Source organism: Streptomyces sp. NPDC091387 (assembly GCF_044756945.1).
Classification (GTDB): Bacteria; Actinomycetota; Actinomycetes; order Streptomycetales; family Streptomycetaceae; genus Streptomyces.
The window spans coordinates 141,548-165,750 of the sequence record NZ_JBIVTZ010000004.1; the positions used below are offsets into that span (position 1 = coordinate 141,548).

At 70.6% G+C, this 24,203-nt stretch carries 21 protein-coding genes and 3 pseudogenes; 11 read left to right on the plus strand and 13 right to left on the minus strand.

Translation table 11 applies throughout. The features are described 5' to 3' along the window. Positions 1-198: 198 nt before the first annotated feature. Positions 199-774: a low temperature requirement protein A gene (locus tag ACIQM0_RS10010; RefSeq protein WP_401285389.1), complete on the minus strand. Its 576-nt coding sequence runs from the start codon at positions 772-774 to the stop codon at positions 199-201. 309 nt (positions 775-1,083) lie between these two features. Further along, a complete protein-coding gene (locus tag ACIQM0_RS10015; RefSeq protein WP_401285391.1) occupies positions 1,084-2,556 on the minus strand; it encodes an MDR family MFS transporter in 1,473 nt (490 codons plus the stop codon). 97 nt (positions 2,557-2,653) lie between these two features. On the opposite strand from ACIQM0_RS10015, the gene ACIQM0_RS10020 reads away from it, so the two are divergent. Continuing rightward, entirely contained in the window at positions 2,654-3,223 is a 570-nt protein-coding gene (locus tag ACIQM0_RS10020) for a TetR/AcrR family transcriptional regulator (protein ID WP_401285393.1), read from the plus strand. Between the two features lie 152 nt (positions 3,224-3,375). Here the strand turns inward: ACIQM0_RS10020 and ACIQM0_RS10025 are convergent, their stop codons facing one another. Then, the gene (locus ACIQM0_RS10025) at positions 3,376-3,987 is read right to left on the minus strand and encodes a hypothetical protein (protein WP_401285395.1); all 612 of its coding nucleotides are present in this window, start codon (positions 3,985-3,987) and stop codon (positions 3,376-3,378) included. Between the two features lie 635 nt (positions 3,988-4,622). Between ACIQM0_RS10025 and ACIQM0_RS10030 the strand changes: the two genes are divergently transcribed. Then, positions 4,623-5,888, plus strand: a complete 1,266-nt coding sequence (locus tag ACIQM0_RS10030; RefSeq protein ID WP_401285397.1) for a DUF6357 family protein — start codon at positions 4,623-4,625, stop codon at positions 5,886-5,888. 337 nt (positions 5,889-6,225) lie between these two features. On the opposite strand, the gene lysA is transcribed toward ACIQM0_RS10030, so the two are convergent. Beyond that, complete coding sequence (lysA, locus tag ACIQM0_RS10035) at positions 6,226-7,569, minus strand: diaminopimelate decarboxylase (RefSeq protein WP_401285799.1); 1,344 nt, start codon at positions 7,567-7,569, stop codon at positions 6,226-6,228. Positions 7,570-7,634: 65 nt separating this feature from the next. Continuing rightward, on the minus strand, positions 7,635-8,039 hold the full coding sequence (locus ACIQM0_RS10040) for an SAV_915 family protein (protein WP_401285398.1): 405 nt from the start codon (positions 8,037-8,039) through the stop codon (positions 7,635-7,637). Between the two features lie 267 nt (positions 8,040-8,306). On the opposite strand from ACIQM0_RS10040, the pseudogene ACIQM0_RS10045 reads away from it, so the two are divergent. Next, a pseudogene (locus ACIQM0_RS10045) lies at positions 8,307-8,531 on the plus strand (CoA-transferase); the annotation flags it as partial. A gap of 142 nt (positions 8,532-8,673) precedes the next feature. On the opposite strand, the gene ACIQM0_RS10050 reads toward ACIQM0_RS10045, so the two are convergent. The 3 genes and pseudogenes from ACIQM0_RS10050 to ACIQM0_RS10060 form a co-directional block, all read right to left on the minus strand. After that, entirely contained in the window at positions 8,674-8,871 is a 198-nt protein-coding gene (locus tag ACIQM0_RS10050; RefSeq protein WP_401285400.1) for a hypothetical protein, read from the minus strand. 154 nt (positions 8,872-9,025) lie between these two features. Beyond that, positions 9,026-10,066 (minus strand): inositol monophosphatase family protein, encoded by a 1,041-nt coding sequence (locus ACIQM0_RS10055; protein ID WP_401285402.1) that lies wholly within the window; start codon positions 10,064-10,066, stop codon positions 9,026-9,028. A gap of 485 nt (positions 10,067-10,551) precedes the next feature. Next, positions 10,552-11,148: pseudogene (locus ACIQM0_RS10060) on the minus strand (NAD-dependent epimerase/dehydratase family protein); the annotation flags it as partial. Positions 11,149-11,291: 143 nt separating this feature from the next. Between ACIQM0_RS10060 and ACIQM0_RS10065 the strand changes: the two are divergent. Continuing rightward, on the plus strand, positions 11,292-11,969 hold the full coding sequence (locus ACIQM0_RS10065) for a helix-turn-helix domain-containing protein (RefSeq protein WP_401285404.1): 678 nt from the start codon (positions 11,292-11,294) through the stop codon (positions 11,967-11,969). 321 nt (positions 11,970-12,290) lie between these two features. Here the strand turns inward: ACIQM0_RS10065 and ACIQM0_RS10070 are convergent. Both ACIQM0_RS10070 and ACIQM0_RS10075 read right to left on the minus strand, forming a co-directional pair. Next, a pseudogene (locus tag ACIQM0_RS10070) lies at positions 12,291-12,581 on the minus strand (ferric reductase); the annotation flags it as partial. A gap of 590 nt (positions 12,582-13,171) precedes the next feature. Beyond that, positions 13,172-13,594, minus strand: coding sequence for a YjbQ family protein (locus ACIQM0_RS10075; protein ID WP_401285405.1), 423 nt, complete (start codon positions 13,592-13,594; stop codon positions 13,172-13,174). A 92-nt stretch (positions 13,595-13,686) separates the two neighbouring features. Between ACIQM0_RS10075 and ACIQM0_RS10080 the strand changes: the two genes are divergently transcribed. The 6 genes from ACIQM0_RS10080 to ACIQM0_RS10105 all read left to right on the plus strand — a co-directional run bounded on the left by ACIQM0_RS10080 (position 13,687) and on the right by ACIQM0_RS10105 (position 19,075). Continuing rightward, on the plus strand, positions 13,687-13,770 hold the full coding sequence (locus ACIQM0_RS10080; RefSeq protein ID WP_311307964.1) for a putative leader peptide: 84 nt from the start codon (positions 13,687-13,689) through the stop codon (positions 13,768-13,770). Positions 13,771-13,980: 210 nt separating this feature from the next. Beyond that, positions 13,981-14,883: an ABC transporter permease gene (locus ACIQM0_RS10085; RefSeq protein WP_401285407.1), complete on the plus strand. Its 903-nt coding sequence runs from the start codon at positions 13,981-13,983 to the stop codon at positions 14,881-14,883. Continuing rightward, positions 14,856-15,644 (plus strand): ABC transporter ATP-binding protein, encoded by a 789-nt coding sequence (locus tag ACIQM0_RS10090; protein WP_401285409.1) that lies wholly within the window; start codon positions 14,856-14,858, stop codon positions 15,642-15,644. Before ACIQM0_RS10085 ends, ACIQM0_RS10090 begins: the two co-directional genes overlap by 28 nt. A 40-nt stretch (positions 15,645-15,684) precedes the next feature. Further along, a complete protein-coding gene (locus ACIQM0_RS10095) occupies positions 15,685-16,713 on the plus strand; it encodes an ABC transporter substrate-binding protein (protein WP_401285411.1) in 1,029 nt (342 codons plus the stop codon). Beyond that, complete coding sequence (locus tag ACIQM0_RS10100) at positions 16,710-17,918, plus strand: LLM class flavin-dependent oxidoreductase (protein ID WP_401285413.1); 1,209 nt, start codon at positions 16,710-16,712, stop codon at positions 17,916-17,918. Before ACIQM0_RS10095 ends, ACIQM0_RS10100 begins: the two co-directional genes overlap by 4 nt. A gap of 68 nt (positions 17,919-17,986) precedes the next feature. Continuing rightward, positions 17,987-19,075 (plus strand): NAD(P)-binding domain-containing protein, encoded by a 1,089-nt coding sequence (locus tag ACIQM0_RS10105; protein WP_401285800.1) that lies wholly within the window; start codon positions 17,987-17,989, stop codon positions 19,073-19,075. A gap of 77 nt (positions 19,076-19,152) precedes the next feature. Here the strand turns inward: ACIQM0_RS10105 and mltG are convergent, their stop codons facing one another. The 3 genes from mltG to ACIQM0_RS10120 all read right to left on the minus strand — a co-directional run bounded on the left by mltG (position 19,153) and on the right by ACIQM0_RS10120 (position 23,541). After that, positions 19,153-20,001, minus strand: a complete 849-nt coding sequence (mltG, locus tag ACIQM0_RS10110; protein ID WP_401285414.1) for an endolytic transglycosylase MltG — start codon at positions 19,999-20,001, stop codon at positions 19,153-19,155. A 422-nt stretch (positions 20,002-20,423) separates the two neighbouring features. Beyond that, entirely contained in the window at positions 20,424-21,569 is a 1,146-nt protein-coding gene (locus ACIQM0_RS10115; RefSeq protein ID WP_401285416.1) for an FAD-dependent oxidoreductase, read from the minus strand. 166 nt (positions 21,570-21,735) lie between these two features. Continuing rightward, on the minus strand, positions 21,736-23,541 hold the full coding sequence (locus tag ACIQM0_RS10120) for an ABC transporter ATP-binding protein (RefSeq protein ID WP_401285418.1): 1,806 nt from the start codon (positions 23,539-23,541) through the stop codon (positions 21,736-21,738). A gap of 193 nt (positions 23,542-23,734) precedes the next feature. Between ACIQM0_RS10120 and ACIQM0_RS10125 the strand changes: the two genes are divergently transcribed. Next, a complete protein-coding gene (locus ACIQM0_RS10125) occupies positions 23,735-24,178 on the plus strand; it encodes a MarR family transcriptional regulator (protein ID WP_363023777.1) in 444 nt (147 codons plus the stop codon). The last annotated feature ends 25 nt before the right edge of the window (positions 24,179-24,203 follow it).

Below are 24,203 nucleotides of genomic sequence, written 5' to 3' on the forward strand. Positions count from 1 at the left end.
AGTGGACGAGGACTGGGCCTGTCCCCCGGATGTTGAGCTGGAGCAGGTGATCGGCGTGGGTGAGGGGAATGGCGGAGCGGGAGTCCGGGGCCGGTTCCTCGGCCGGCGGCTGGTGGGTGAGGCCGTCGGTGAATCCGCGGGCGGAGACGGCGCAGGCGAGGAGAGTGTGGGTCCGGGGCGGCCGGGTCGTTCGATGTCCTACTGCGTACCGAGCTCCTTGAGCATTTGCTGTGGGTGACGATGACCGGTCGTCTCGTAGCCGATCACGGTGACGAATGGCGCGAGCATGACCACGACGATCCAGCCGGCCTGGACGATCAGCGTCCAGCGGATGTTGGCCATGCCGACGGCGTGGACCGGCGGGGACTGCCGGGCGGCGCGCCACCACTGGAGCACCATCGCGATCCGCATCACGACGTAGCCGATGACCATGGCACGCAGTTCGAGGTGGCCGCCCTCCCTGACGGAGTGGAACATCGCGGGCAGGCCGAGCGAGAACACGACGACGCCGATCATCTGCAGCATCGTCACGGCCCGGTAGAGCCAGTCGTCGGTGGCGAAGGCAGAGGCGAACCAGCCGAAGCTGATCCAGGCGATGCTGATCGCGAACATCGCCAGGACGAACGCGATGACCGCCTGGCCCGCATGTCCCTCGGCGACCATCTCGGCGAACTGGAACGCAGCCGTGCCGACGGCGACCACGAAGGTCAGGTCGGACAAAAGCTCCAGCGGCGAGGCGGTCCGTCCGTGCTCTTCCGGATCACGGCCGGTCATGGGGACCAGCCGTCGCGACAGACCGAGCTTGCCGGACTTGCCGATGGGTCGGGAATCATTTCATGTGCGGCAGTATTTCTGACGCCGCACCTGCTCGCCCGGCCACACTGCCGACGCAGAATCCTCCGGTGACAACGGCGGAACACCGTACCCGCCCGGTCCCCAACAGCAGCGCGGGGTAGGGCTGTTCGGGAAGCGGCGCTCCTGGACGGCGTTCCTCCCCGCGCCCCCGGGCGCCGCCGCGCTGGAGTCGCTGTTCACCGAGTACGCACTCGGTACGCGGTGCCTTCCGGGTCCAGCCGCAGTGGCTCAGGCTTCGGTGGGTCGCTCGACTGACGGGACTTCCGGGACCGGCGGTTCCGGGCTCGGCCTGCCCGGCAGCAGGAGGCACAGCGGGACGGCTGCGGCGGTGAAGGCAGCGGCCCACCAGAAGGCGTCGCCGAACCCCGCTGCCAGGTCGGTGGAGGTGTGGGCACCGGCGGAGGTGCGCTGCACGATCACGGCGAGGAGCGCGGTGCCGGCGGAGCCGCCGATCTGCTGGGCCATGCGGCCGATCCCGGAGCCCTGGGGGATTTCCTCGGGCTCGAGTCCGACAAAGGCGGCACCCATGATCGCGATCATGGCGGCGCCCAGGCCGATGCCACGTACGAACAGCACGGCCATCAGCATGGTGTTGCTGGTCGAGGCGGTGACGAAGCCGAACGGCACGGTGGCAGTGCAGGTGATGACGAGGGCGATGACGGCGACCGGGCGGGCACCGAAACGGTCCATGTACCGGCCTGCGAGCGAGCGGGAGATCAGGGTGCCCACGCCCTGCGGGATGAGCAGCAGGGCGGCGCCCAGGGCGGATTCGCCGCGGACCTGCTGCCAGTACAGGGGCAGCAGCAGCATGGTTCCGTAGAGAGCGGCGCCGGACAGGAAGACCAGTACCGACGAGGAGGCCAGGGCGCGGTGGCGGAACAGCCTGATGTCGATCAGGGCGTCCCGTCCGCGACGCAGTGCCCAGGCGAGGTAGCCGAGCAGCAGGGTGAGCCCGGCGATCAGGGGCAGCCACGCCTGAGGGCTGGTGAAGCCGTCGGATCCGCCGAGCTGGGTCAGGCCGTAGATGGCGGCGGCGACGCCGGGCGAGAGCAGGAGCATGCCGACGACGTCCAGGCGCGGGCGGGGAACAGGCTGATCCTTGGGCAGGTTGCGGGCGGCGAGCCAGGCGCCGACGGCGCAGAAGGGCACGTTGAACAGGAAGATCCAGCGCCAGTCGCCCAGGTGCAGGATGATGCCACCGAGGACCGGGCCGATGACCGGGCCGAGCGCGGTGGGCACGGTGATCAAGGACATGACCTTGCCGATGTTGCGGCCCTTGGCGGCCTGCATGATCAGGGTGGTGATCAGCACCATCATGATGCCGCCGCCGAAGCCCTGGACCACCCGGAAGGCGATCAGGCCGGCGACGTTCCGGGCTGAGGCGCACAGCAGTGAACCGATGAAGAACAGGCCCAGTGCCGCGATCCACAGACGCTTGCCGCCCAGGGCCGCCTGGAGCCATCCGACCACCGGCATCACGGTGGCCAGGGCCAGCAGGTAGGCGGTGCTCACCCACTGGACGGTGGAGATCGGGGCGTGCAACTGCCCGGAGAGGCTGTCGATGGCGACGCTCATGATCGTGGTGTCGAAGATGACGGCCAGCGCACCGATGATCAGGGTGTAGGTCAGGCGTCGCAGGGCCGGGTCGATGCGGTCGGGATCCGCGGCGACGGATGGTGGCTTCACGCCGTTGGCGTTCATCAACGCCTCCTAAGATATAAGTGCCTATCTTACGAGCGTCAGGTTAAGCCGCTAGAATTAGATAGGCAAATCTATCTACTCGTTCAGGGGAGTACGCATGGCCGAGCGACGGCGCGGAGCGGCACTGGAGGCGGCGCTGCTCGACGCGGCCTGGGACGAACTCACCGGCCACGGATATGCCAGGTTCACCATGGACGGCGTCGTCAAGCGCGCGGGCACCAGTCCCCCGGTCCTGTACCGCCGCTGGCCGGACCGCGACAAACTCGTCCGGGCCACCATCACGCACGCCCTGCGCAAGCACGTCCTGGACGTCCCCGACACCGGAAGCCTGCGCGAGGACGTCCTGACCCTCATGCGGGAGATCAACGCCACCCGCCTACCGCTGGTCACCGTCATCAGCACGTTCCTGGCCGACTACCAGCAGCAGACCGGAATCACCCCCAGCGACCTGATCGACCCTTCCGCCACAGGACGCAAGGAAGCCGTCGACGCACTCTTCGACCGCGCGGCCGACCGCGGGGAGATCAAGCCCGAACACCTCACCGAGCGCGTCAAATCCCTCCCCTTCGACCTGCTGCGCCACGAGTTCCTCACGACCTTCGCCCCCGCGCCCGACCACGTCCTCGAAGAGATCATCGACACGCTCTTCCTGCCCCTGGTGCGCTGAGCCGACAGCCACGGGGACAGAGCCCGGTCCAGGCGAGCGGCCGGTCAGGAGCCCTGGTGACGTCGGCAGGGACGTTCCACACGACGAGCGTCAAGACCGGGCTGGGGCCCGGCTGATGGAGACGGTCCGCAGGCAGGTTCCTCGGGGCACGCTCAGTTGGCGTTCGTGCCGTCCGTGTCGTAGTGGACGGCCTTGCTGACATGCGGTTCGAAGGCCGTGAGGACGCTCCAGCTCGCGCCGCCGTCCAGTCGCTTCCAGGCGGTCACGGGGCGGGAGTCCATCGTCACCGTCGCGATGTTCCGGTCGGTCACGATCGAGATGTGCAGCCGCACCGGGCTGCCGGAGGACCTCCCGCAGACAACGGTGAGCTTGCCGTGCGTGAACTCCTCGACCTCGTCGATCCGGGGAGCCGGAACCTTCTTGAGGGCGTACAGCACGCTGTCGGTGAGCTGATAGGGAGTCGTGCCGGTGGGCACCGGGACACGGATCTCGGCGGTGCACGGCACAAACGCGGCCTCGGCCGTCAGCGGCAGCCCGTGCCATGCGGTCGTGCGTCGGGCGTGCCACGTGTTCGACGTGGCGATCGCGACGGCGAGGACGGCTCCCGCCACAAGACCGAAGAGCGTGCCCTGGAGCAGCGAGTCCGCCCAGGCGCTCGAGTCCTCCGATATGAGCCCACCGACCATGGCACCGCTGACGACGACGGCAGTCAGGACGGTGTACACGGCGCTGCGACGCACGGTCGCGAGCCAGTAGCTGAGCATGTTCGAGGTTCGCGGTTCCTGTGTGAGGGGTGGATCGGATTGGGTCGGTGCCCGGCGGCTCTGCGGGCGAGCCGGGACGACAGGGCCATCGAAGGTCCTGTTTCGTTACAAGAGAAAGCACTTTCCCGGGTGAGGAAGCGTATCGGGCCGTACCCGTGCGTCCGCGTTGAGGGCAGCGGTCGCGGAATGGTCTCGCAGGCCGGGGCCGTGCTGCTGGTGGAGGCGGTCCGCGAGTCGGGCCTGGATGCCGATGCTGAGCCCGACCGGCCCCGCACGCTGCGGGAACCCAAGCGCCTGAGACCGCGGCTGTTCTTCGTACTGCCCAACTGGTCACACCACCACCAGCCACATGTGTCCTCCCCACGAGCACCGTTCCCACTGGTGTCTCGGCCACTCGGCGAACAACAGCTGTACCTACGACCGCCTGCGTCGATGGCTCCGCAGACGCGGCACACGCCCACACACATCGCTCACAGAGGCGCCGCATCCTCCGCCCGGCGCGGCCGCCACCGCTGGGGCGTCGAACGAACCGTGTCGGGGCTTCGGGTGATCTCCACCCGATGCCACACACCGACCCAACCCCTTTGTGGCCCCTGGGCTGCTCCCGGCCTCGTCCGATGGGGAAGACTGAGCTCATGAGAGACATCGTTTTCACGCGCGCGAGCGGCTGGATCCCCAACGTGATCCGTGAGGACGGTGAGCTGAAGCTGACGCTCGGTGCCGGGGCCGACGCCAACCATGCGCCTCGCACGTTCACGTTCCCGATCGGGGAAGCCCATCTCGCGGTGATCCGGGAGGACCTGGCCAGACACCTGCTGCTCTGGAGTGCGGTCCTTCCGTTGTGCGACGCCGCCGGAACCCGGGGCCGGCTCGACGAGAACGCCGCCATCGCGCTCCTGGACCCGGTCCTCCTCTCCACGCCCGCGGACGTCGACGCGCTCTTCCAGCGCATCCGTTGGGACAGGGGTCGGCTCATAGCCCATGGGGCTGCCATCGATCTGCTCGAGCGCGGTCAGGTCTGCGCGGCGATGCGCGCGGCGACGGAGACGCCCAACGGGAAACGAGCTCAGGAGTACCACGCGAACCGCCGTCGCACCGAGCGCGGTTCGGTGCTCGGCCCCCTCGACGCCGCGCTTCTGAAATACACGGGCCAGTACCTGCACGGCGCGACGGTTCCGAGGCGGATGCCCGACGCCGTCGACTCCGCGCTGCTGCCCGAGGTCATGCGTGTGATCGCCACCGCGGAGCAGGCATGCGCCGGGATGCGGATCGGCCGCGATCCGCGGCGGGGGAAACGCGCCACGGACAAACGCGACTGGGACCGGATGGCTACGACGGTCGACGCGGCCGTGCATCGCGCACACCCTGGGCTCGTCGACGAGGCGGTGCGCACCGTGAGCTTCCTGATGTGCTCGGAGGCCGCGGACCGTTCCAGGAGCACGCCCATGGATGATGACGCGGAGACGGCCGGTGACCGCGCCCACTTCGGCGGGGGTACGAGGAAGACGCCCTTGTCGTTCACCGACGACAAGGGCGTCGAGAAGAAGTGGCTCCCGGACAGCTCCCGCACTGCCACCGCCGAGTTCTGGGAGTTCGTCGGCGACCGCTCTGCCGCGGACAACGAAGTGTTCACCATCGAGGACGAGGAGATGGGCGAAGGAATCCAGCTCCACTTCTACGCGGACTCCATCGCCCGGATCACGACCGTGCGCGAGAGTGCAGGCGGCGGGTCGGATCCGGAGTACCGGGTCGAGTACAGCCTGGTCGACGGGATCGGCGGGTACCGGAACCTGGTGAGCGCGTTCGTCCGCGGCGGCTGCGCCGCACTCGAACACCACGGCTCTTGGATGCCGGATGCCACTGAGTTCGAGCGCGCGCGCCGGCGGCGCGACGCCAGGTAGTCCCAGCGGGAGCGGACCCACGGCGTGAGGGGTACGTAGATCCGGTCGCACGCACCCCGGCTCGGGCCAGGGGCATCGCGCTCTGGCCCCGGGCTTTCGTCACGAGTGGTGTCCGGTAGGTGGCCGGGAGCAGAAAGCGGTCCCGACCTGCAACGATAGGACGTGCTGGGGGTCCTGTGCGTGGCGAGGAGAGAAGCAACGTCCAGGTGAAGAAGGGTATCGGGTCCTGGCTGTCCGTCCGTGTCAAGGGCGTTGGCCGCTCGGTCGTCTCGCAGGCCTGATCGGTGCAGCAGGTCAAGACAGTCCGCAAGTCGGGGCTCGACCGGTCCCGGATGGTTCACAGTCCGATGTCGCGGCCGTTGATGTCGGCGAGCGACTCACGGCGTATGAGCAGCCGGGCGCGGCCTTCGTGGACGGCGGCCACGGGCGGGCGGCCGACCGCGTTGTAACTGGACGCCATGGAGAGGTGGTAGGCGCCCGCGACCGGGATGGCCACCAGGTCTCCCGGGTGGACGTCGCCCGGCAGTGGCGCGTCGGCGGCGAGTACGTCACCCGCCTCGCAGTGCCGGCCGACGACGGTCGCCGTGCAGGGCTCGGCCGTCGAGCGGCGGCCGATGAGGCGGGGCGCGTAGCGGGCGCCGTACAGCGCGGGCCGCGGGTTGTCGCTCATCCCGCCGTCCACGGCCACGAAGACGCGGTCGCCGGTCCGTTTGACGGCCAGTACCCGGTAGAGCGCCACGCCTGCGGGCCCGACCAGGGCGCGGCCGGGCTCGACGGTGAGACGGGGTACGGGGATGCCGGCGGCGGCGCAGCTCATGGCCAGTTCGCGGCGGACGCGGTCGCCGAGGGACGGAATGTCGAGCGAGTCCTCGCCAGGCCGGTAGGCGACTGCGTGCCCGCCTCCCATGTCCAGCTCGGGCAGCACGACTCCGTGCTGTCGGTGGACCTGGGCCAGCAGTCCGACCATGCGTCGGAGCGCGGTCAGGTAGGGCTTGGCCGTGGTGATCTGCGAGCCGATGTGGCAGTGCAGTCCGGCCAGTTCGAGGTGCGGCTGGTCGAGGATTCGGGTGATGGCGTGCTGGGCGCTGCCGTCGTTGAGGGAGAGCCCGAACTTCTGGTCGTCCGTGCCGGTGCGGATCGCCGCGTGGCCGCCCGCGCTGACGCCGGGGATTACCCGGACCAGCACCTTCTGCCGGACGCCGTCCGGGACGAGCACGGCCAGCCGGGCGATCTCCCACGCGCTGTCGATGACGATCCTTCCGACCCCGAGACGCAGTGCGGCGCTCAGGTCGTCCGGGCTCTTGGCGTTGCCGTGCAGCACGATGCGGTCGGGAGGAAAGCCGTTGGTGACGGCGAACTCCAGCTCACCTGCCGAGCAGACGTCCAGGCCGAGGCCCTCCTCCCGTACCCAGTGCAGGAGGGCGCGGCAGAGGAATGCCTTCGCCGCGTAGACGACGTCGGTGTCCGGGAAGGCCCGCACGTAGGTGCGGCAGCGTTCCCGCACCTCGCCCTCGTCGAGAAGGTAGACCGGGGTCCCGAACCGCTCGGCCGCCTCGACGAGCGACACCCCTGCGACCGCGACATCGCCGCGGGAGGTGAGCCGCGCGGAAGCGGGCCAGACGGACAGGGCTGCGGCGTTGCCCGGCGGCACCGGGACCGGCACCGGGACCGCGTGCGGCATCGTCGGTACGGATGTCGGAGCCGACAGGGCAGGCAGTGTCGTGTTCATGTTGTTCCCCCAGCCGGTCAAGAGGTCGATGCAGGAATCAGCGACGGTGTGCCGCTCGCGCTCAGCGCGTCGACCGGTCGCAGATCCCGCGCCGGACGGCGCTCCCGCCGAGGTTCGCCGGCCGCACGGCCGCCCGTCCCGGGGGCGGTCATCAGCGGGTCGACGGTGAGGCCGACGACGCCCAGGGGCGCGACGAGCGCGCGCACCGCCGGCTCGGAGAGCCGGATCCACGCCTGCTGCTCCCCGAGGGTGCGGGTCAGGCGCCGCTCACTGGTGAAGGCGACTGCGGTCCGGCCGCCGAGGGGCGTACGGAAGAGCCGCGCGCTGGAGCCCATGGCCCCCTGCCGGACCGGAACGAACAAGGCTCCGGCCCGGTCCGAATGAAGGGGGTCGGGGTCCTCGGTGCACTGGTTGTCGTACATGGCACTCCTCGTGGAGACGGGTGGCTCGCCCAGGACTCCTGGCCGGCCGGGTCGTACCAGTGACGCTATGCCCACTCCTGCGGGGCACGAGGTGTCCGTTAGCAGGCCCTTGATCCCGAACGCCGGACCCTTGACGCGTGATTGACGGCAGTGCTTCACAGCGACCTGTTCAACCCGGTGCCGGACGAGTGCCCGTACCGGAGATCGAGGAGCCCGGCCGGTGCGGATGCCCCGGCGAACCACAGGATCGCGATCGTCGACGCGTCGGACCGCCACGGCAACCTCGCCTTCGACAAGTCCGCCCGCGACTTCAACCCCCTGGCCGCCATGGCCGGTCAGGTGACCATCGCCGAGGTCGAAGACCTCGTGGAGCCAGGCACGTTGAGCCCGGACCAGATCCACCTGCCCGGCGGGTTCGTCCAGCGCGTCGTCGCGCTCACCGCGCGGCAGGCGTCCGACAAGCAGATCGGGAAGAGGACGGTGTGGCTCTGATGGCCTGCCGCGACCCCGCCGCACATGTCACGGACGGGCGAACCGCCGCGTGAGGTCTGCCGCCGGTCCGGTGTTCCCGGACAGCCACCGGACCGGCGTGCCCTGCGGGTGGCTGGCCGTACGCACCGACAGCGAGCAGGGATCAAGGGAGCGGTCCGTCGAGGATCCGCCCCACCAGGGCGCTCGGACAGTGCAGGGCGATCAGCTCGGCGAGCGGGGCGGGGCGCCCGCCGCCGGAGATGAGCATCACCTTGGTGGGTGGTCTGTCCGGCGGATCGCCCAGCAGCACGATGCGGTCCCGGCGGGCGTAGTCCGCCAGTGCGGGGGCAGCGCGGAGCACATGGGCATCGCGACCGCTGAAACCGGCCGCGCCCACGCCCTCGGGAAGGGCGGGCAGGACCAGGTCCCGGAGCGCTGCCAGACGGGGCCCAGGTCCAGGTCCACCAGTCGGTCACTGGTCCGGGGATCAGTGATGCGGGCCCCGTTGCAGAGGATCATCGGGGTGTCCAGCCCGAGTTCCCGGTGGTATGGAGTGGCGGACTACTCGTTCCGGCCGGTGGCGATGACGACGGTGCCGCCGCACTCCCGGTAGCGGCGCAGGGCCTCGACGCTGCGCGGGACCATGCCGAAGTTTCCGGTCGACCAGGGTGCCGTCCAGGTCGGTGACGATCCAGGCATGGCTCAGCCCGGCCTCCGGCAGGGCGGTCACCGGCCCGTCCCGGCGGCCCGGCTGGTGTACCAGTCGGTGAACTCCCGAAGGGCGGTGGGCAGCAGGTCACGGGTGTGCGCCAGGTAGCACGGCTGGTCCCAGCCGGGGTCGCCGCCGAACGGCACGTAGGTTCCGGGCGCGCCTGGCCGACGAGCAGCTGGGCGGCGCAGATGTCCCACGCGTTGACGGTCGTGCCCAGAGCCGCGTCGCTCCATCCCGCGGCCACATGCGCGAGGGTGAGTGCGGCGCTGCCCGTGCGGCGGACGGTGCCGTAACGGGAGACGAGGCCGGCGAACCGCGCCGCCGACTCGGGGTCGCCGGATGCGAGCTCCCTGCTGCTGGGGAATCCGGTGATCAGCAGTGCGCGGCTCTCCTGCGCCGTTCCGGCCGATACCAGCGGCCGGTCACCCAGGCGGGCACCGGAGAGGTCGGCCGAGAAGATGTGGCGCGCGATCGGGTCGACCACGGCGGCGGCCACCGGACGGCCGTCGAGCACGGCGCCGATCGCGGTACAGAAAAACGCCAGCCCGTGGGCGAAGTTGGCGGTGCTGTCGATCGGATCGACGCACCAGGAGATCCGGCCGCTGCCCTCCAGCCGGCCGCCCTCCTCGCCGACGACCGTGCTGTCCGGCACCTTGCCCAGCAGGGCGTGCCGGATGCGTTCCTCGGCCCGCCGGTTGTGCTCGGTCACGGGGTCGTGCGCGTCGCGCTTGAACTGCACGTCCATCCGGCTGCGGAAGGCGGCCCGCAGATCGGGCGCCACCGCGAGCGCGGCCTCCACCGCCACCGTGCGCAGATGGGAGGAGAGTGCCTCGGTCTCGTTCATGCCTGGCCCCCTCGGTCGGCCGTGTGGTCGCTCCCGGTGACTGCTCGACGGAGCAAGTCCAGCAGTCCGGTGCCGTCGTGGACGACGGTGTCGGGTCGCGGGGTGTGCGGCGTGGTCGAGGCGGTCCTCGGGGCGCATCAGCACCGTGCGTCCGACGCCCGCCCGGATCCCGCGCACCACGTCGCGGTCGTAGTGGTCGCCCACGTACCAGCAGCCGCCGGTTCCGTACTCAGGGCCTGTGCGGCCAGCAGGATCAGCCGCGGGCCGGGCTTGCGCAGTCCGGCCTCGTAGACGTGCACGCCGAGGTAGGGCGCGATGCGGCAGACCCTCCAGGCTCCTCAGCACCGACGCACGAGGCAATGCAGCCGCCACAACTGGCTCTGGTTCCACGAAAGTCATCGAGAGCGAGCCGAGCCGTTCGGTCACACATGGCTCAACCCGCCCGCCATATCGCGCAGTAGTTCCCGGACTCCGCGAACAGGGCGTTAACCGAAGGCATTTGTGGCGGCAGTTGAGTCGTGCACCCGGTGCAGGCGATCGGGCACTGGCCACCCCTGGTCTCGGAACGCCTGGAAGACGTCGGGAACTCGTTCGGCCGGCGCCGCGCTCGCATCGCGGAAGAGGGCGAGGCGGTCCTCTCGGTGAAATGGGTGCGGCCCGGAGATATTGAACCTGCCGGTCACGGTGGAGTGCGCCACGGCCAGGACCCCCGTAGCTGCCACGTCGGCAACGTCGACAGCCCGGTGCAGCAGGTGGCGGGCCCGCACAGGCAGTGGTTCCGGGAAGCACCGCGCTATGCGCAGCGTGACCGAAGGAACGGCGCAGGCGGCGACCAGTTCCTCCGCAGCAAGTTTGGTCTCGTCGTAGATGTCCCTGGGAAGCGGAGTGAGTTGCTCGTCCACCCAGACGGCACGGTCGGTGGGCACCAGGGCGTGTCCGTACACACTCGTACTGCTGATGTAGAGAACCCGCAGAACGCCGAGGCCGGCGGCATCGTCGAGCAGGCCCTCAGTCGCACCGACGTTCACGGCTCGGAACTCTGCATCGGCCAGGCGCCCGACGTGCGGGGCGTGCAGTGCGGCGGTATGGACGCGGACTCAGCTCGCGGCTGCGGTTCGAACCCCGGGGCAAGGAGCGTGTCCCTGCCAGGTCCGTACTGCGCCCGGTACAGATTCTCGCTAGCGTTGGTACGTACGGCGTGCCTCGACGAACAGGGAGCCCGACGATGCCCTCACCACCGCACCCGGCGCGAGGCGACATCGGCAGACGTGTTGCCACGCGCCGCAAGCAGCTTGGCCTGTCCACGCAGGACGTGGCCCTGCGTGCAGGTGCCGCACCCGGATATATCAAGTACGTGGAGGAGCAGTCGGCGGCCCCCGGGGTGGGCTTTCTGCTGCGGCTGGCCAACGCCCTCGAAACGACAGTCGAGGAGTTGACCGGCACTACCGCGGATCTGCCGACCGGGCTGGAGAAAGCGGCCCGGCAGGCCCGGATGGTGCAGCTCGACGAAACCGAGTCCTGGGCGTTGCTCGGCGATCACGGTGTGGGGAGGGTGGCACTGACCGGTGGGGACGGTCCGGTCGTGCTGCCGCTCAACTACCAGGTGCTGGACGGTGAGGTCGTGTTCAGCACGGGGGAGCACTCCCCGCTCGCCGCGGCAGCCGGTACGGAGATCGCCTTCGAGGCCGATCACATCGACGAAGCCTTCAGCAAGGGCTGGAGTGTGCTGCTCGTCGGCCCCCTTCGCGCCGTGACGGACGAGGAAGTCGCTCGACGGCTCCGGGAGGCGGCGTACTCGACACCGTGGGCGGGGGACGGGCGCGAACACGTTGTGGTTCTCGCGCCCCGCCGCGTCACCGGGCGCAAGATCATCGTTAGCGGTGCGCCGGGAGACGCCGACTGAGCTCGGGGGACATCCCCGAGGGCCCTCCCCCGGCGGCCTCCGGCGGACAGCCCCGCACTCCGGTGGAGCTCCGAGTGCCGGGACAGCTTCTGGCGGGCAGGAACGGATACGTGTTCCGCCTCATGACCCGTAGTGGCTGAACCCCGACGTCTGCCACACCCGACCGTCGGGCACGATCGCGAGCGCCTCGTAGCCGTCCAGTGTCTCCAGCGGGCCCTGTGCCCCCGGACCTCTGGCGGAGACCGCTGTGGCGTACGCGTCGGTCATGGTCAGCCTCGTCCCGACCAGTGTGAGTGAGGCGAACGCGCCGGCGAGGGTGCCGGTGAGCGGGGATGAGTGTCCTGCGGGCTCGTCGACGAGGTAGTACACGGTGGCCTGCCGGCGTGCGGCTATCGCGTCGATTTCACCGCGCAGGGCGAGGCCGTCGGCGCGGCGGGCCCGGTAGACGAGCGTTCCCTGTCCGGGCAGTGTCTCGAAGAGCGCACGCAGGGGTGTGATGCCGACGCCGCCGGCCAGGAGCAGGACCTTGGGTGTGGTGCGGAGGTTCGCGGTGAAGGCGCCGTAGGGGCCCTCGGCCCGTACGGCGCCCGGTGCCAGGTGGGCCGATGCGGCTCCGGTCCTCTCCATCGTTCGTGCCGTCATCAGCGCCCACGGCGGAACCGCCACCGTCACCAGCAGCCCTGGACATACCGGCTTCCGCCTGAAAGTGCCGAACTGACACCTTCCGGCGCCCGCCGGCGCACCGATGGATCGGGCCAGTGGGCCGCTCCGCCGGTATGTGAGGCCGTGGTGGGGAACCTGTCCGCCGGATGGTGCCGTGACCATGGTCCGGCCGACTGCGATTCCGAAGCACGGTGGCAGTGCCCGTCCGGCGCCCCCGGCGCCCGGCTCGCTCAGCCGTGGGGCTTGTCGGACAAGTTGCCGCGCCGGACGGAGACAGCGCCCGCGTCGCCGATCCGGTAGACCTGAATGACTGAGCAGCCGGCGACGACAACGGCCAGGACGACGCGACGGCGTGGACCGGAACGCGGAGGATCGCCGTCCCGGTCCGCCGGTTTCTCGACTGAGCCGTCTCGGAGGCGAAGGAGGACCGACGGCCCGCCCACCACACGGCGGCCGTGACGAGAAAGCTTGGTCCACCGACTGGAGAACCCGCCGGCGTGCGGAATTTCGGCGGCACGCACCTCTGGGAGCGATCTTGGTCAACCCAGGAAGCTCAGCCGCACCTGCCGGTCCGCGTTGTCGACGTTCGTGTCGACCAGGCACACCGACTGCCACGTCCCCAGCTCCAGCCGCCCCGCGATCACCGGCAGCGTCGCGTGCGGCGGTACGAAGGCCGGGAGTACGTGGTCGCGGCCGTGGCCGGGGCTGCCGTGGCGGTGCTGCCAGCGGTCGTCGGCGGGGAGCAGTGCGTGCAGGGCGGAGAGGAGGTCGTCGTCGCTGCCCGCACCGGTCTCCAGGACCGCGATCCCGGCTGTGGCGTGCGGTACGAAGATGTTGAGCAGGCCGTCCCGGCCCGCGGCGGCCCGGGTGAGGAACTGTTCGCAGTCGGACGTCAGATCGGTGACGGTCTCCGTGGTTCCCGTGGTGATGTGCAGGACGCTGGTGGTGAAGGCGGTGGGCATGGCTTCATTCTCCTGCCCGTACGGCAAGATCGCGCGTCCACGTGCCGAGACACCATTGACCGTTTCCTTGAGGGATCGCTACCTTCAGCGCCATGTTCCGATCAGCTCTGCTCACTTCGCGCGGTCACATCGACCTGCTGCGGGTGGCCTCCGCCGCGTGTTGTCGCGGCTGCTGACGTTCCCTCAGCGCTTTTCCCGTCAGTGACCGGGCGCGGGACGCCCGCACGCTCCTGACGACGTACGCGTCCTGCCCCGCCTCTCCCGTCATGCTCGGCCCCGTCCGACGCCCGCGCCGGGTCCTCCGCGACCTCCGCCGGTGCGGCGCGGCTGTCGCGTGCCCGGGTGCCGGGGCACGCCCCTCCCCATGAACCGCTCGTGGAGCCCTCATGACTCTCGACCATGCTCTCGCCCCACCCGGCATATCTCCTCAAAAACCGAAATCCGGCCCGCCGGAGGGTTCGGCCGGCCGCCGCCCGCTCGACCTGGAGCCCGTGACTCCGGCCGCCGCCCCCGGAGCGCGGCTGCGGAACGTGCCGCGGTGGCTCCGGCGCACCGTCGGGCCGCTGCTGCTGCTCGCCCTGTGGCAGGTGTTCAGCGCCACCGGTGTGCTGCATCCGGACGTACTGGCCTCGCCCGGCACCATCGCCCGCGCGGGATCGGACCTGATCGCCGACGGGACCCTGACCTCGGCGATGGCCATCTCGCTCCAGCGGGTGGCCGTGGGGCTGGTGCTCGGGGGCGCCGTCGGGACCGCGCTCGCACTGGTCTCGGGGCTCTCCCGGCTGGGCGAGGATCTGGTCGACGCGAGCGTCCAGATGCTGCGCACCGTTCCCTGGGTCGGGCTGATCCCCCTGTTCATCATCTGGCTGGGAATCGGCGAGGCCCCGAAGGTGGCGCTGATCGCGCTCGGGGTGGCCTTCCATCTGTACCTCAACGTCTACGCGGGCATTCGCGGCGTCGATCCCCAACTCATCGAGGCAGGGCAGTCGTTGGGGCTCGGACGCTGGGGCCTCGTACGGCATGTGGTGCTGCCGGGGGCGCTGCCCGGGGCCATGACGGGGCTGCGCTACTCGCTGGCGACCGCCTGGCTGGCGCTGGTGTTCGGCGAATCGGTCAATGCCGATGCCGGTATCGGCTTCCTGATGAACCAGGCCCGGGAGTTCTTCCGTACCGACGTGATCGTCGTCTGCCTGGTGGTCTACGCCTTCCTCGGCCTCGCCGCCGATGTCATCGTCCGCATTCTCGAAAGGCTGCTGCTGCAATGGCGACCGACGTTCACGGGCCAGTGATCACCCGCTCCCCCGCCCCGGCCGACGCACTGCCGGAGGCCGCCGTACGTGTCGAGGGGCTGACCCGCTCCTTCGACGGCCGGGCCGTCGTCGACGGCCTCGATCTGACCCTGCGTGCCGGGGAGTTCACCGTGCTGCTCGGGCGCAGCGGATGCGGGAAGTCGACCCTGCTGCGGGTGCTCGCCGGCCTCGACCGGGAGATCCGGGGGACGGTACTGGTTCCCCGGCGCCGGGCGGTCGCGTTCCAGGCGCCGCGGCTGATGCCGTGGAAGCGGGTCTGGCGCAACGTACTGCTCGGACTGCCCGGGAAGCCCGAACGCGCCGTGGCCGAGAAGGCGTTGGCGGAAGTGGGGCTCGCCGAACGGTCCGGGGCCTGGCCCAGGACGCTCTCGGGCGGTGAGGCGCAGCGTGCCTCGCTGGCCCGAGCGCTGGTCCGCGAGCCCGATCTGCTGCTGCTCGACGAGCCGTTCGGCGCACTCGACGCGCTCACCAGGATCAAGGCCCAGCAGCTGGTGGCCGAGCTCTGGCAGCGCCGCGGCTGCGCCGTGCTGCTCGTCACGCACGACGTGGACGAGGCGCTGCTCCTCGCCGACCGTGCGCTGGTGATGCGGGACGGCGCCATCGCGTACGAGACCCCGGTGACTCTGGACCGCCCCCGTAACCCCGGCACCCCGGAGTTCGCCGCGCTGCGCACCCGGCTGCTCACCAAACTCGGCGTGGACACGACTCCCGCGCCCGCCGATACCGCCTCGACGTCCTGAAGCTCCCGCACATCCCCTGTCCGGACCGGAGAGAGACGATATGAATCGCCGTACCCTGCCCGCGCTGCTGCTGCCCTTCGCCCTGCTGCTCACCGCCTGCGGCGGCGCGACCTCCGCCTCCACGGCGGGCAGCACCGACGGCAAGGGCAGCGTCACGCTCAACATCGGTGACCAGAAGGGCGGTTACGAAGCCATCCTGCGCGCCTCCGGTGAGCTGGACGACCTCGACTACCGCATCAAATGGTCCACCTTCACCTCCGGCCCACCTCTTCTCGAAGCGGTCAACGCCGGGGCCGTGGACATCGGCGGGGTCGGCAACACCCCGCCGGTGTTCGCCGCCGGCGCCGGTTCCAAGGTCGTGGTGGTGGGCGCCACCCACGGTTCGTCGGCAGGTGAGGCGATCGTGGTCCCCAAGGACTCGCCGCTGCGGGACCCGGCCCGGCTCAAGGGCGCGTCGATCGCTGTCGCCCAGGGCAGCTCCGCCCATTTCCAGCTGATCAGCTCGCTGAAGAAGGCGGGGCTCAGCCTCTCCGACGTGAAGCTGAAATACCTTCAGCCGGCTGACGCGCTGGCCGCGTTCAGCCGCGGCAAGGTCGATGCCTGGGCGATCTGGGACCCGTACACCTCGCAGGTCCTGCGCGGCGGCAAGGCACGGGTGCTGACCACGGGTGAAGGGGTCGTCAACGGTCTCGGGTTCCAGGTCGCCTCGCCCGCCGCGCTCAAGCAGTCCGGGAAGTCCAAGGCCATCGGCGATCTGCTGGTCCGGCTCAACCGGGCGCAGAACTGGGTGTTCAAGCACCCCGAGGCGTGGGCGAAGGTCTGGGCGAAGGAGACCGGGCTGCCCTACGAGGTGGCGCTGGACGCGGTGAAGCTGTCGTACGGCACCCGGGTCCCCGTCGCCATCGATCCGGCCGCGATCGCCTCCGAGCAGGAGATCGCGGACACCTTCGCCGATCTGAAGCTCATCCCGCACCGCTTCGTCTTCAAGGACTACGTCGACACCCGCTTCAACCGCGATCTCCCCGCGTCCTCGACGGCTCCCCGCTCGTACGGAAAGGCCTCCTCATGAATGTCCACCTGCACTGGTTCCTGCCCACGGGCGGCGACGGGCGCACGCTCGTCGACCGGCACGCGTACACCGACGGCGGGATCAAGCGGGACCGGATCACTCCGGTCAGCGGGGTGCGCGCGCCCGACATCGAGTACCTGGCGCAGATCGCCAAGGCCGCCGAGCAGCTGGGGTTCGAGGCTGTGCTGACGCCGACCGGGACCTGGTGCGAGGACGCCTGGCTGACGACGGTGGCGCTGGCCCAGCACACCGAGCGGCTGAAGTTCCTGGTGGCGTTCCGGCCGGGCGTGATCTCGCCGGTGCTCGCCGCGCAGATGGCCGCGACGTACCAGCGGATCACCCGGGGGCGGCTGCTGCTCAACGTCGTGACGGGCGGTGACTCCACGGAGCAGCGGAGGTTCGGCGACCATCTGGACCACGACCGGCGCTATGCCAGGACCGCGGAGTTCCTGTCGGTGGTGCGGGGTGCGTGGAGCGGTCAGCCGTTCGACTTCGACGGTGAGCACTACCAGGTGGAAGGCGGGCTGACGGCGCTGCCGCCGGACCCGCTGCCGGAGGTGTTCTTCGGCGGCTCGTCGGCGGCGGCCGGGCCGGTCGCGGCGAAGCACGCCGATGTCTACCTGACCTGGGGCGAGCCGCCGGCCGATGTGAAGAAGAAGATCGACTGGATCCGGGGGCTCGCCGAGGAGCAGGGGCGTACCGTCCGCTTCGGCATCCGGCTGCACACCATCTCGCGCGACTCGTCCCGCGAGGCGTGGGCGACCGCCGACCGGCTGCTCGGCGACCTCGACGCCGACACGATCGCCGCGGCCCAGCAGGCGCTGGGACGGAGTGAGTCGGTGGGGCAGCAGCGGATGCTGGCGCTGCACGGCGGTTCCCGCGACAAGCTGGAGATCGCGCCGAACCTGTGGGCGGGCGTCGGCCTGGTCCGGGGTGGTGCGGGCACCGCGCTGGTGGGCAGCCACGCGGAGGTCGCGGACCGGATCGAGGAGTACCACTCCCTGGGCGTGGAGCACTTCGTGTTCTCCGGGTACCCGCATCTGGAGGAGGCGTACTGGTTCGGTGAGGGCGTCGCTCCGGAGCTCGCGGCCCGGGGGCTGCTGTCGACGGTCCCGGCGTCCCCGCTGTCGGCGGTGCCCGCGGCGAACGGCCGTCCGGCCTCCGCGCCGGGCGGGGCGCCGCTGCTGTTCGCCGGAGGACGCTGAGCTCTCCACGGGACAGCGGGAAGATCCGCGACCCCGCCACAGTTGGTAGAAGCGTGAACAACACCGGGGTGCAGTCAGTGGATGTCGTGGTGGTAGGCGCCGGACAGGCAGGTCTGTCCGGCGCCTACCACCTGCGCCGTACGGGCCTGGAGCCGGACCGCGACTTCGTGGTGCTCGACCACGCCCCGCGCCCCGGTGGCGCCTGGCAGTTCCGCTGGCCGTCGCTGACGTACGGCAAGGTGCACGGTATGCACGCGCTGCCCGGCATGGAGCTGACCGGTGCCGATGACAGCAGGCCCTCCTCCGAGGTGATAGGCGAGTACTTCGACGCGTACGAGCGCGCCTTCGGCCTGCGGGTGCACCGGCCGGTCGAGGTGAGCGCGGTGCGCGAGGGCGACGGCGGGCGGCTGCTCGTGGAGACCTCCGAGGGTACGTACGCGACGCGGGCCCTGATCAACGCGACGGGGACCTGGGACCGGCCGTTCTGGCCACGCTACCCGGGCCAGGACACCTTCCGGGGCCGCCAACTGCACACGGCGGACTATCCGGGGCCCGCCGGGTTCGCCGGACAGCGGGTGGTCGTGGTGGGCGGCGGGGCCTCCGGTACCCAGCATCTGATGGAGATCGCCGAGGTGGCCGCGGACACCCACTGGGTGACGCGCCGGCCGCCGGTCTTCCGGGAGGGCCCGTTCGGCGCGGACGAGGGACGCGCGGCCGTCGCCATGGTCGCGGACCGGGTGCGGCGCGGGCTGCCGCCGCAGAGCGTGGTGAGCGTGACCGGGCTGCCGGTCACCGACGCCGTCCGGCGCGCCCGCGCGTCGGGGGTGCTCGACCGTCTGCCGATGTTCGACCGGATCACACCGGCCGGAGTCGCCTGGGACGACGGCCGCACCGTCGAGGCCGATGTCATCCTCTGGGCGACCGGCTTCCGGCCCGCCGTCGACCACCTCGCCCCGCTGAGGCTGCGCGAAGCCGGTGGCGGCATCCGGGTGGAGGGGACACAGGCGGTACGCGACGAGCGCGTCCAACTCGTCGGCTACGGACCGTCCGCCAGCACGATCGGCGCCAACCGGGCGGGGCGGGCCGCCGCACGGGCGATCGGACGGCTGCTGGACCGGGCCGAACCGGCTGCGGAACGTACGGCCGCCGCGGCCTGAGCAGGCGGGGGCGGGCGGCTGCCGGAGTCTTGAACGGGGCGGCCGTGGCACGCCGAAGGCGGGCGCCGGCCCGGTGCTCAGCCGTTGCCTGCGCTGCGGCGGTTGCGGTTGAACTCCGCGACGTTGCGCTGCTGCTCCGCGTAGTCGGCGGTGAAACGGGTGTCGCCCGGCGCGACGGTGACGAAGTAGAGCCAGGGGCCCGGGGTGGGGCTGATCGCGGCCACCATCGCCTGCTCCCCCGGATTGCCGATGGGTGTGGGCGGCAGCCCCTTGCGCTCATAGCTGTTGTACGGGCTGTCGATCTTCGTGTCGCCCGTGGTGGTGTCCAGGGTGCTGCGGTTCATCGCGTAGTTGAGCGTGGAGTCCATCTGGAGCGGCATGTCGCGCGCGAGCCGGTTGTGGACGACCCGGGACACCTTGCCCATGTCCGGCACGGTGTCCGCCTCGGCCTGCACGATGGCAGCGATCGTCACCGTCTGGTAGACCGTGACGCCGTTGCGCCGCGACCCGGCCGTGATGTGGTCCGCGCCGAACCGTTTGACCGCCGTGTCCACCATGTAGCGCAGCAGGCTCTCCGGGGTCGTACCGGAGGTGACGGGGTACGTCGCCGGGAAAAGGTACCCCTCGGGGTTGCCCTTCGCGGCGGCCGGCAGAGGCAGGTCCGCCGTGGCGACGGCCTTCTCCGCGGTGCCGGAGGGCTTGTCGAGAACCTTGTCCACGGCCTCGTACACCTGGGAGGCCCGCCACCCCTCGGGGATCACGAGGGACCGGGTCCGCTCGGTCGTCTGCTCCCTCGTCAGCAGCGGTACGAGTACGGCGGCGGCCACCACGAGGACGAGGACGGCACCGACGAGCAGCGCCAGCCGGCCGCGCCGGGTCGGGCGGAGCTTGCGACGGGGCGGGGTGTCCGGGGACTCGTTCACCATGCGGGCACGCTATCCCGCACCGATCCTTCCGTCCGGCACCCCGCCTCCGGCGACACGCACCCCGCAGGCAGCACCCCACGCACCGCGCCCCCAAGGCCGAACACGCGAACAGGGGATCGGATGTTCGCTGAAACGTGTGGTCGCATCGGTATTCGTTGCTCTACTGCTGTGCGGCACATGACGATTACAGGGTGCAAGCGAAGGGCTGCAGACCGCGACTGCGCTGCCCCAGAGATGCACCATGCACAAGGCGAAACACCAGATGAACGTCCTCACCAACCTGCTCGCCGGCGTCGTCCACTTCGTGGGTTGGCTCATCCGACCGTTGTTCGATCAGGCGCCGTCGCTCCCCGTCCCACGGAAGCGGCGGCGCCGTCGCGTGAGCCGCCCGCGCCCGTGCGCGGTTCACCGCCTCCGGGGGTTCACTGCGCCGCGAAGGCGGAGAACATTTCGACGAGCGGCTGCGGCGCCCGGTCGTTGAAGATCGCCTCCAGCCCCTCGGCGGACTCCTCGGCGCTCTTCCGGCTCCGCTCGAAAAGGGGTGCCTCGTAGGCGGCCAGGGCGGCTTCGATGTCACCCGGGTGAGCGGCCAGTGCCCGGCCCAGGTCCGCGCCGTCGATCATGGCGAGGTTGGCGCCTTCACCCGCGAAGGGGGACATCAGGTGGGCGGCATCGCCGAGCAGAGTGACGCCCGGGGTGCGCTTCCACTCGTGCCCGACGGGCAGTGCGTGGATGAGGCGCGGCACCGGCAGGCCGTCGCAGTCGGTGATCAGCCGGCGGAGGCCGGGCGCCCAGTCCGCGAAGTGCTCGGTCAGTGCGGCCCTGGAGGCCTCCGCGTCGGTGAAGTCGATCGTCGACAGCCAGTCCTCGGCCGCACGCAGCGCGGCGTAGACGTGGAGGCTGCCGTCGGATTCGCGGTGCGCGAGGAATCCCCGGTTGTCGCCGAGCGCGAAGAACATTCCCCCGCCGATGAGTTCGGCGCATTCGGGGTGCCGGGTGTCGGCCTCGAAGAGGTCCAGTTCCACGAAGGAGATGCCGGTGTAGGAGGGGACGGCGTCGGAGAGCAGCGGACGGATGCGGGACCAGGCGCCATCCGCCCCGACGAGCAGCCCCGCCGTGAAGGCGGCGCCGTCGGCGAGCGTGACCCGGTGCTGCCCGGCGTCGGCCGGCCCGGCACCGGTGATCTTGCTGCCCCAGCGCACGGTGCCTTCGGGCAGTGAGTCGAGCAGCAGGTCGCGCAGGTCTCCACGGTCGATCTCGGGCCGGTCGCCCGCACCGTCGTCGGCTTGATCCAGCAGCACCCGGGCCCGCTTGTCCAGAACCCGCATGGCCTCGCCGCCGGGGTGGACCTTCTCCCGGAAGCGCTCGTGCAACTCGGCGGCGCGCAGGGCGGCCTGGCCGGTGTCCTCGTGGATGTCGAGCATGCCGCCCTGGGTGCGGGCGTTCCGGTCGGCCTCCAGGTCGAAGACGGCCGCCTCGATCCCGTTGACGTGCAGGACACGGGCGAGCGTGAGGCCGCCGAGACCGGCGCCGATGATCGCGACGGGGTAGTGGTGCGTGGTGCTCATGGTGGTACCTCCAGCTCGTGCGGGAATACCGGCCGCGACGTCTGGTGCACTGCGAGCCGGCCCCCCTCGACGGCAACAGAAGGGCGAGGGGCACACACCCACCATAACGAACACGTTCGTAGCGAACAAGTTCGTTCCCGCGATGGGGTACCTACGGTCCGGCCGCTCAGCCTGTCGCGGGGGCCAGCTGGGTGTCCCTGCGGACCAGAGCGGCATAGCGCCCGTCCTGGTCGAGCAGTTCCTCGTGGCTGCCGCGCTCCGCGGTCCGCCCGCCGTCCAGGACGACGATCTGGTCCGCGTCGCGCACGGTGGAGAGCCGGTGGGCGATGGTGAGCGTGGTGCGTCCGGCGGAGAGCGCGTCGATGGCCTCCTGCACGGCGAATTCGGTACGGGTGTCGAGGGCGCTCGTCGCCTCGTCCAGGATCAGCACCGGCGGGTCGCGCAGGATCGTGCGAGCGATGGCCAGGCGCTGCTTCTCACCGCCCGAGAAGCGGTGGCCGCGCTCACCGACCAGGGTGTCGTAGCCGTCGGGCAGCGAGGCGATGTGATCGTGGATCTGTGCCGCGCGGGCCGCCGCCTCGATCTCCTCGTCGGCGGCCTCCGGCTTGGCGAAGCGCAGGTTCTCGGCGACGGAGGCGTGGAAGAGGTACGTCTCCTGGGAGACCACCCCGATGGCCCTGGCGAGGGTGTCGAAGTCCAGATCGCGCACGTCGACGCCGTCCAGCGTGACCCGGCCGCCGGAGACGTCGTACAGGCGCGGCACCAGGTAGCTGAGGGTGGACTTTCCGGAGCCGGTGGGACCCACGACCGCCAGGCTGCCGCCGGCGGGCACGGCCACGTCGACGCCACTGAGGATGGGGCCGCTCTTCTCGTCGTAGCTGAAGTCGACGTTCTCGAAGCGGATCTCGCCGCGGACCTTCTCCAGCCGGACCGGGTTCTCCGGCTCGGTGATGTCCACCGTGAGGTCGAGGTATTCGAAGATCCGCTGGAAGAGCGCGAGGGACGTCTGCATCTGCACCCCGGTGGAGAGCAGGCTCACGGCGGGTCGGAGCAGGCCCTGCTGGAGCGAGACGAACGCGACGAGCGTACCGATGGAGACGGCGGGTCCGCTGGACTGCAGGGTGATGCCCGCGGCCCAGTAGATGACGGCCGGCATGGCGGCCATGACGATGCCGATCGTCGACATCCGCCAGCGTCCGGCCATGCTGGAGCGCACTTCGAGGTCGACCAGCCGTTCGGACTCCTCGGTGAATCCCTTGGTGAGCGAGTCCGACCGGCCCATGGTGCGGCCGAGCAGGATGCCACTGACGGAGAGCGATTCGGTGACGGTGGCCGCCATGGCGGCCATCTGCTTCTGCCGCTGGGTGGTGATCCTCTTGCGCTCCCGGCCGACCCGGCGGCTGATCCAGACGAAGACCGGCAGCAGGAGCAGCGAGACGACGGTGAGCCGCCAGTCGAGCGCGAGCATGGCGACGACGGTGGCGATGACCCCTGTGAGGTTGGAGACCAGCGAGGTCGCCGTCGAGGTGACGGTGGCCTGCATGCCTCCGATGTCGTTGGCGATCCGGGACTGGACCTCGCCCGTGCGGGTTCTGGTGAAGAAGGCCAGCGGCATCCGCTGGAGCTGGGTGTAGACCGCGGTGCGCAGGTCATGCATCACGCGCTGGCCGACGGTGGTGGAGATGAGGGTCTGCAGCACGCCGAAGACGCTGTTCATCACGGCGGTGAGGATCATGCCGAGGGCGAGCAGCGAGAGCAGCCCGGTCCGCCCCTGCGGGATGGCGGTATCGAGGATTTCGCGCAGCAGGAACGGCGAGGCGACCGACACCAGCGACGAGGCGCCGACGAGCAGTCCGACCACCGCGAGGCGGCCGCGGTACGGATGGAAGAGGCGGAAGATGCGGCGCAGCTCGGCGGGCGGCTGCTCGGCATCCTTGGGCGGGGGCGTCCACGTGGGTTCGTCGGGTTTCATGGGCTCCTTCGTCGGGCGTGCGGCAACAGGGAGGGAAGGCTGCGACCGCCTGCGACGGTATGCGCGTCAGCGGTCCGCGACGGTCCGGATCGACGGCCCGTCGGGATTTCGGTCCGTGACAGTCGAGCAGATAGGAGCATAGCTCATTGTTACCTGTACTCACAGTGAACCACATCCTGATATTGTTCCCCGTATGGATTCCCCCGACCCCGACGGCCTGCTCGCCGAACAGCTGCTGCGGCTGACCCGCAGGCTCCAGCGCATTCAGAGCCGTCAGCTGGAGCCGGCCGGCATCACTCCCGCGCAGTTCCGGCTGCTGCGCACCGTCGCCCACTACGACGGTCCACCGCGGATGGCGGATCTCGCACAGCGCCTCGACGTGGTCCCGCGCGCCGTGACCACGCTGGTGGACGGCCTGGAGGCCAGCGGCCGGGTGCGCCGGGCCCCCGATCCGGACAGCCGCCGGGTGGTCAGGATCGAGATCACCGACGAGGGCATCGCCACCCTCCGGTCGCTGCGCAACGGGCGCCGCGCGGCCGCAGAGGAGATCCTGGCTCCATTGACCGCCGATCAGCGCGAGGTGCTCGGCGGGCTGCTGACCGCTCTGGTCGACGGAATGCCGGAGCGCCGCTGCTGACCGGGCGCGAAGCACCGCGCCGAGC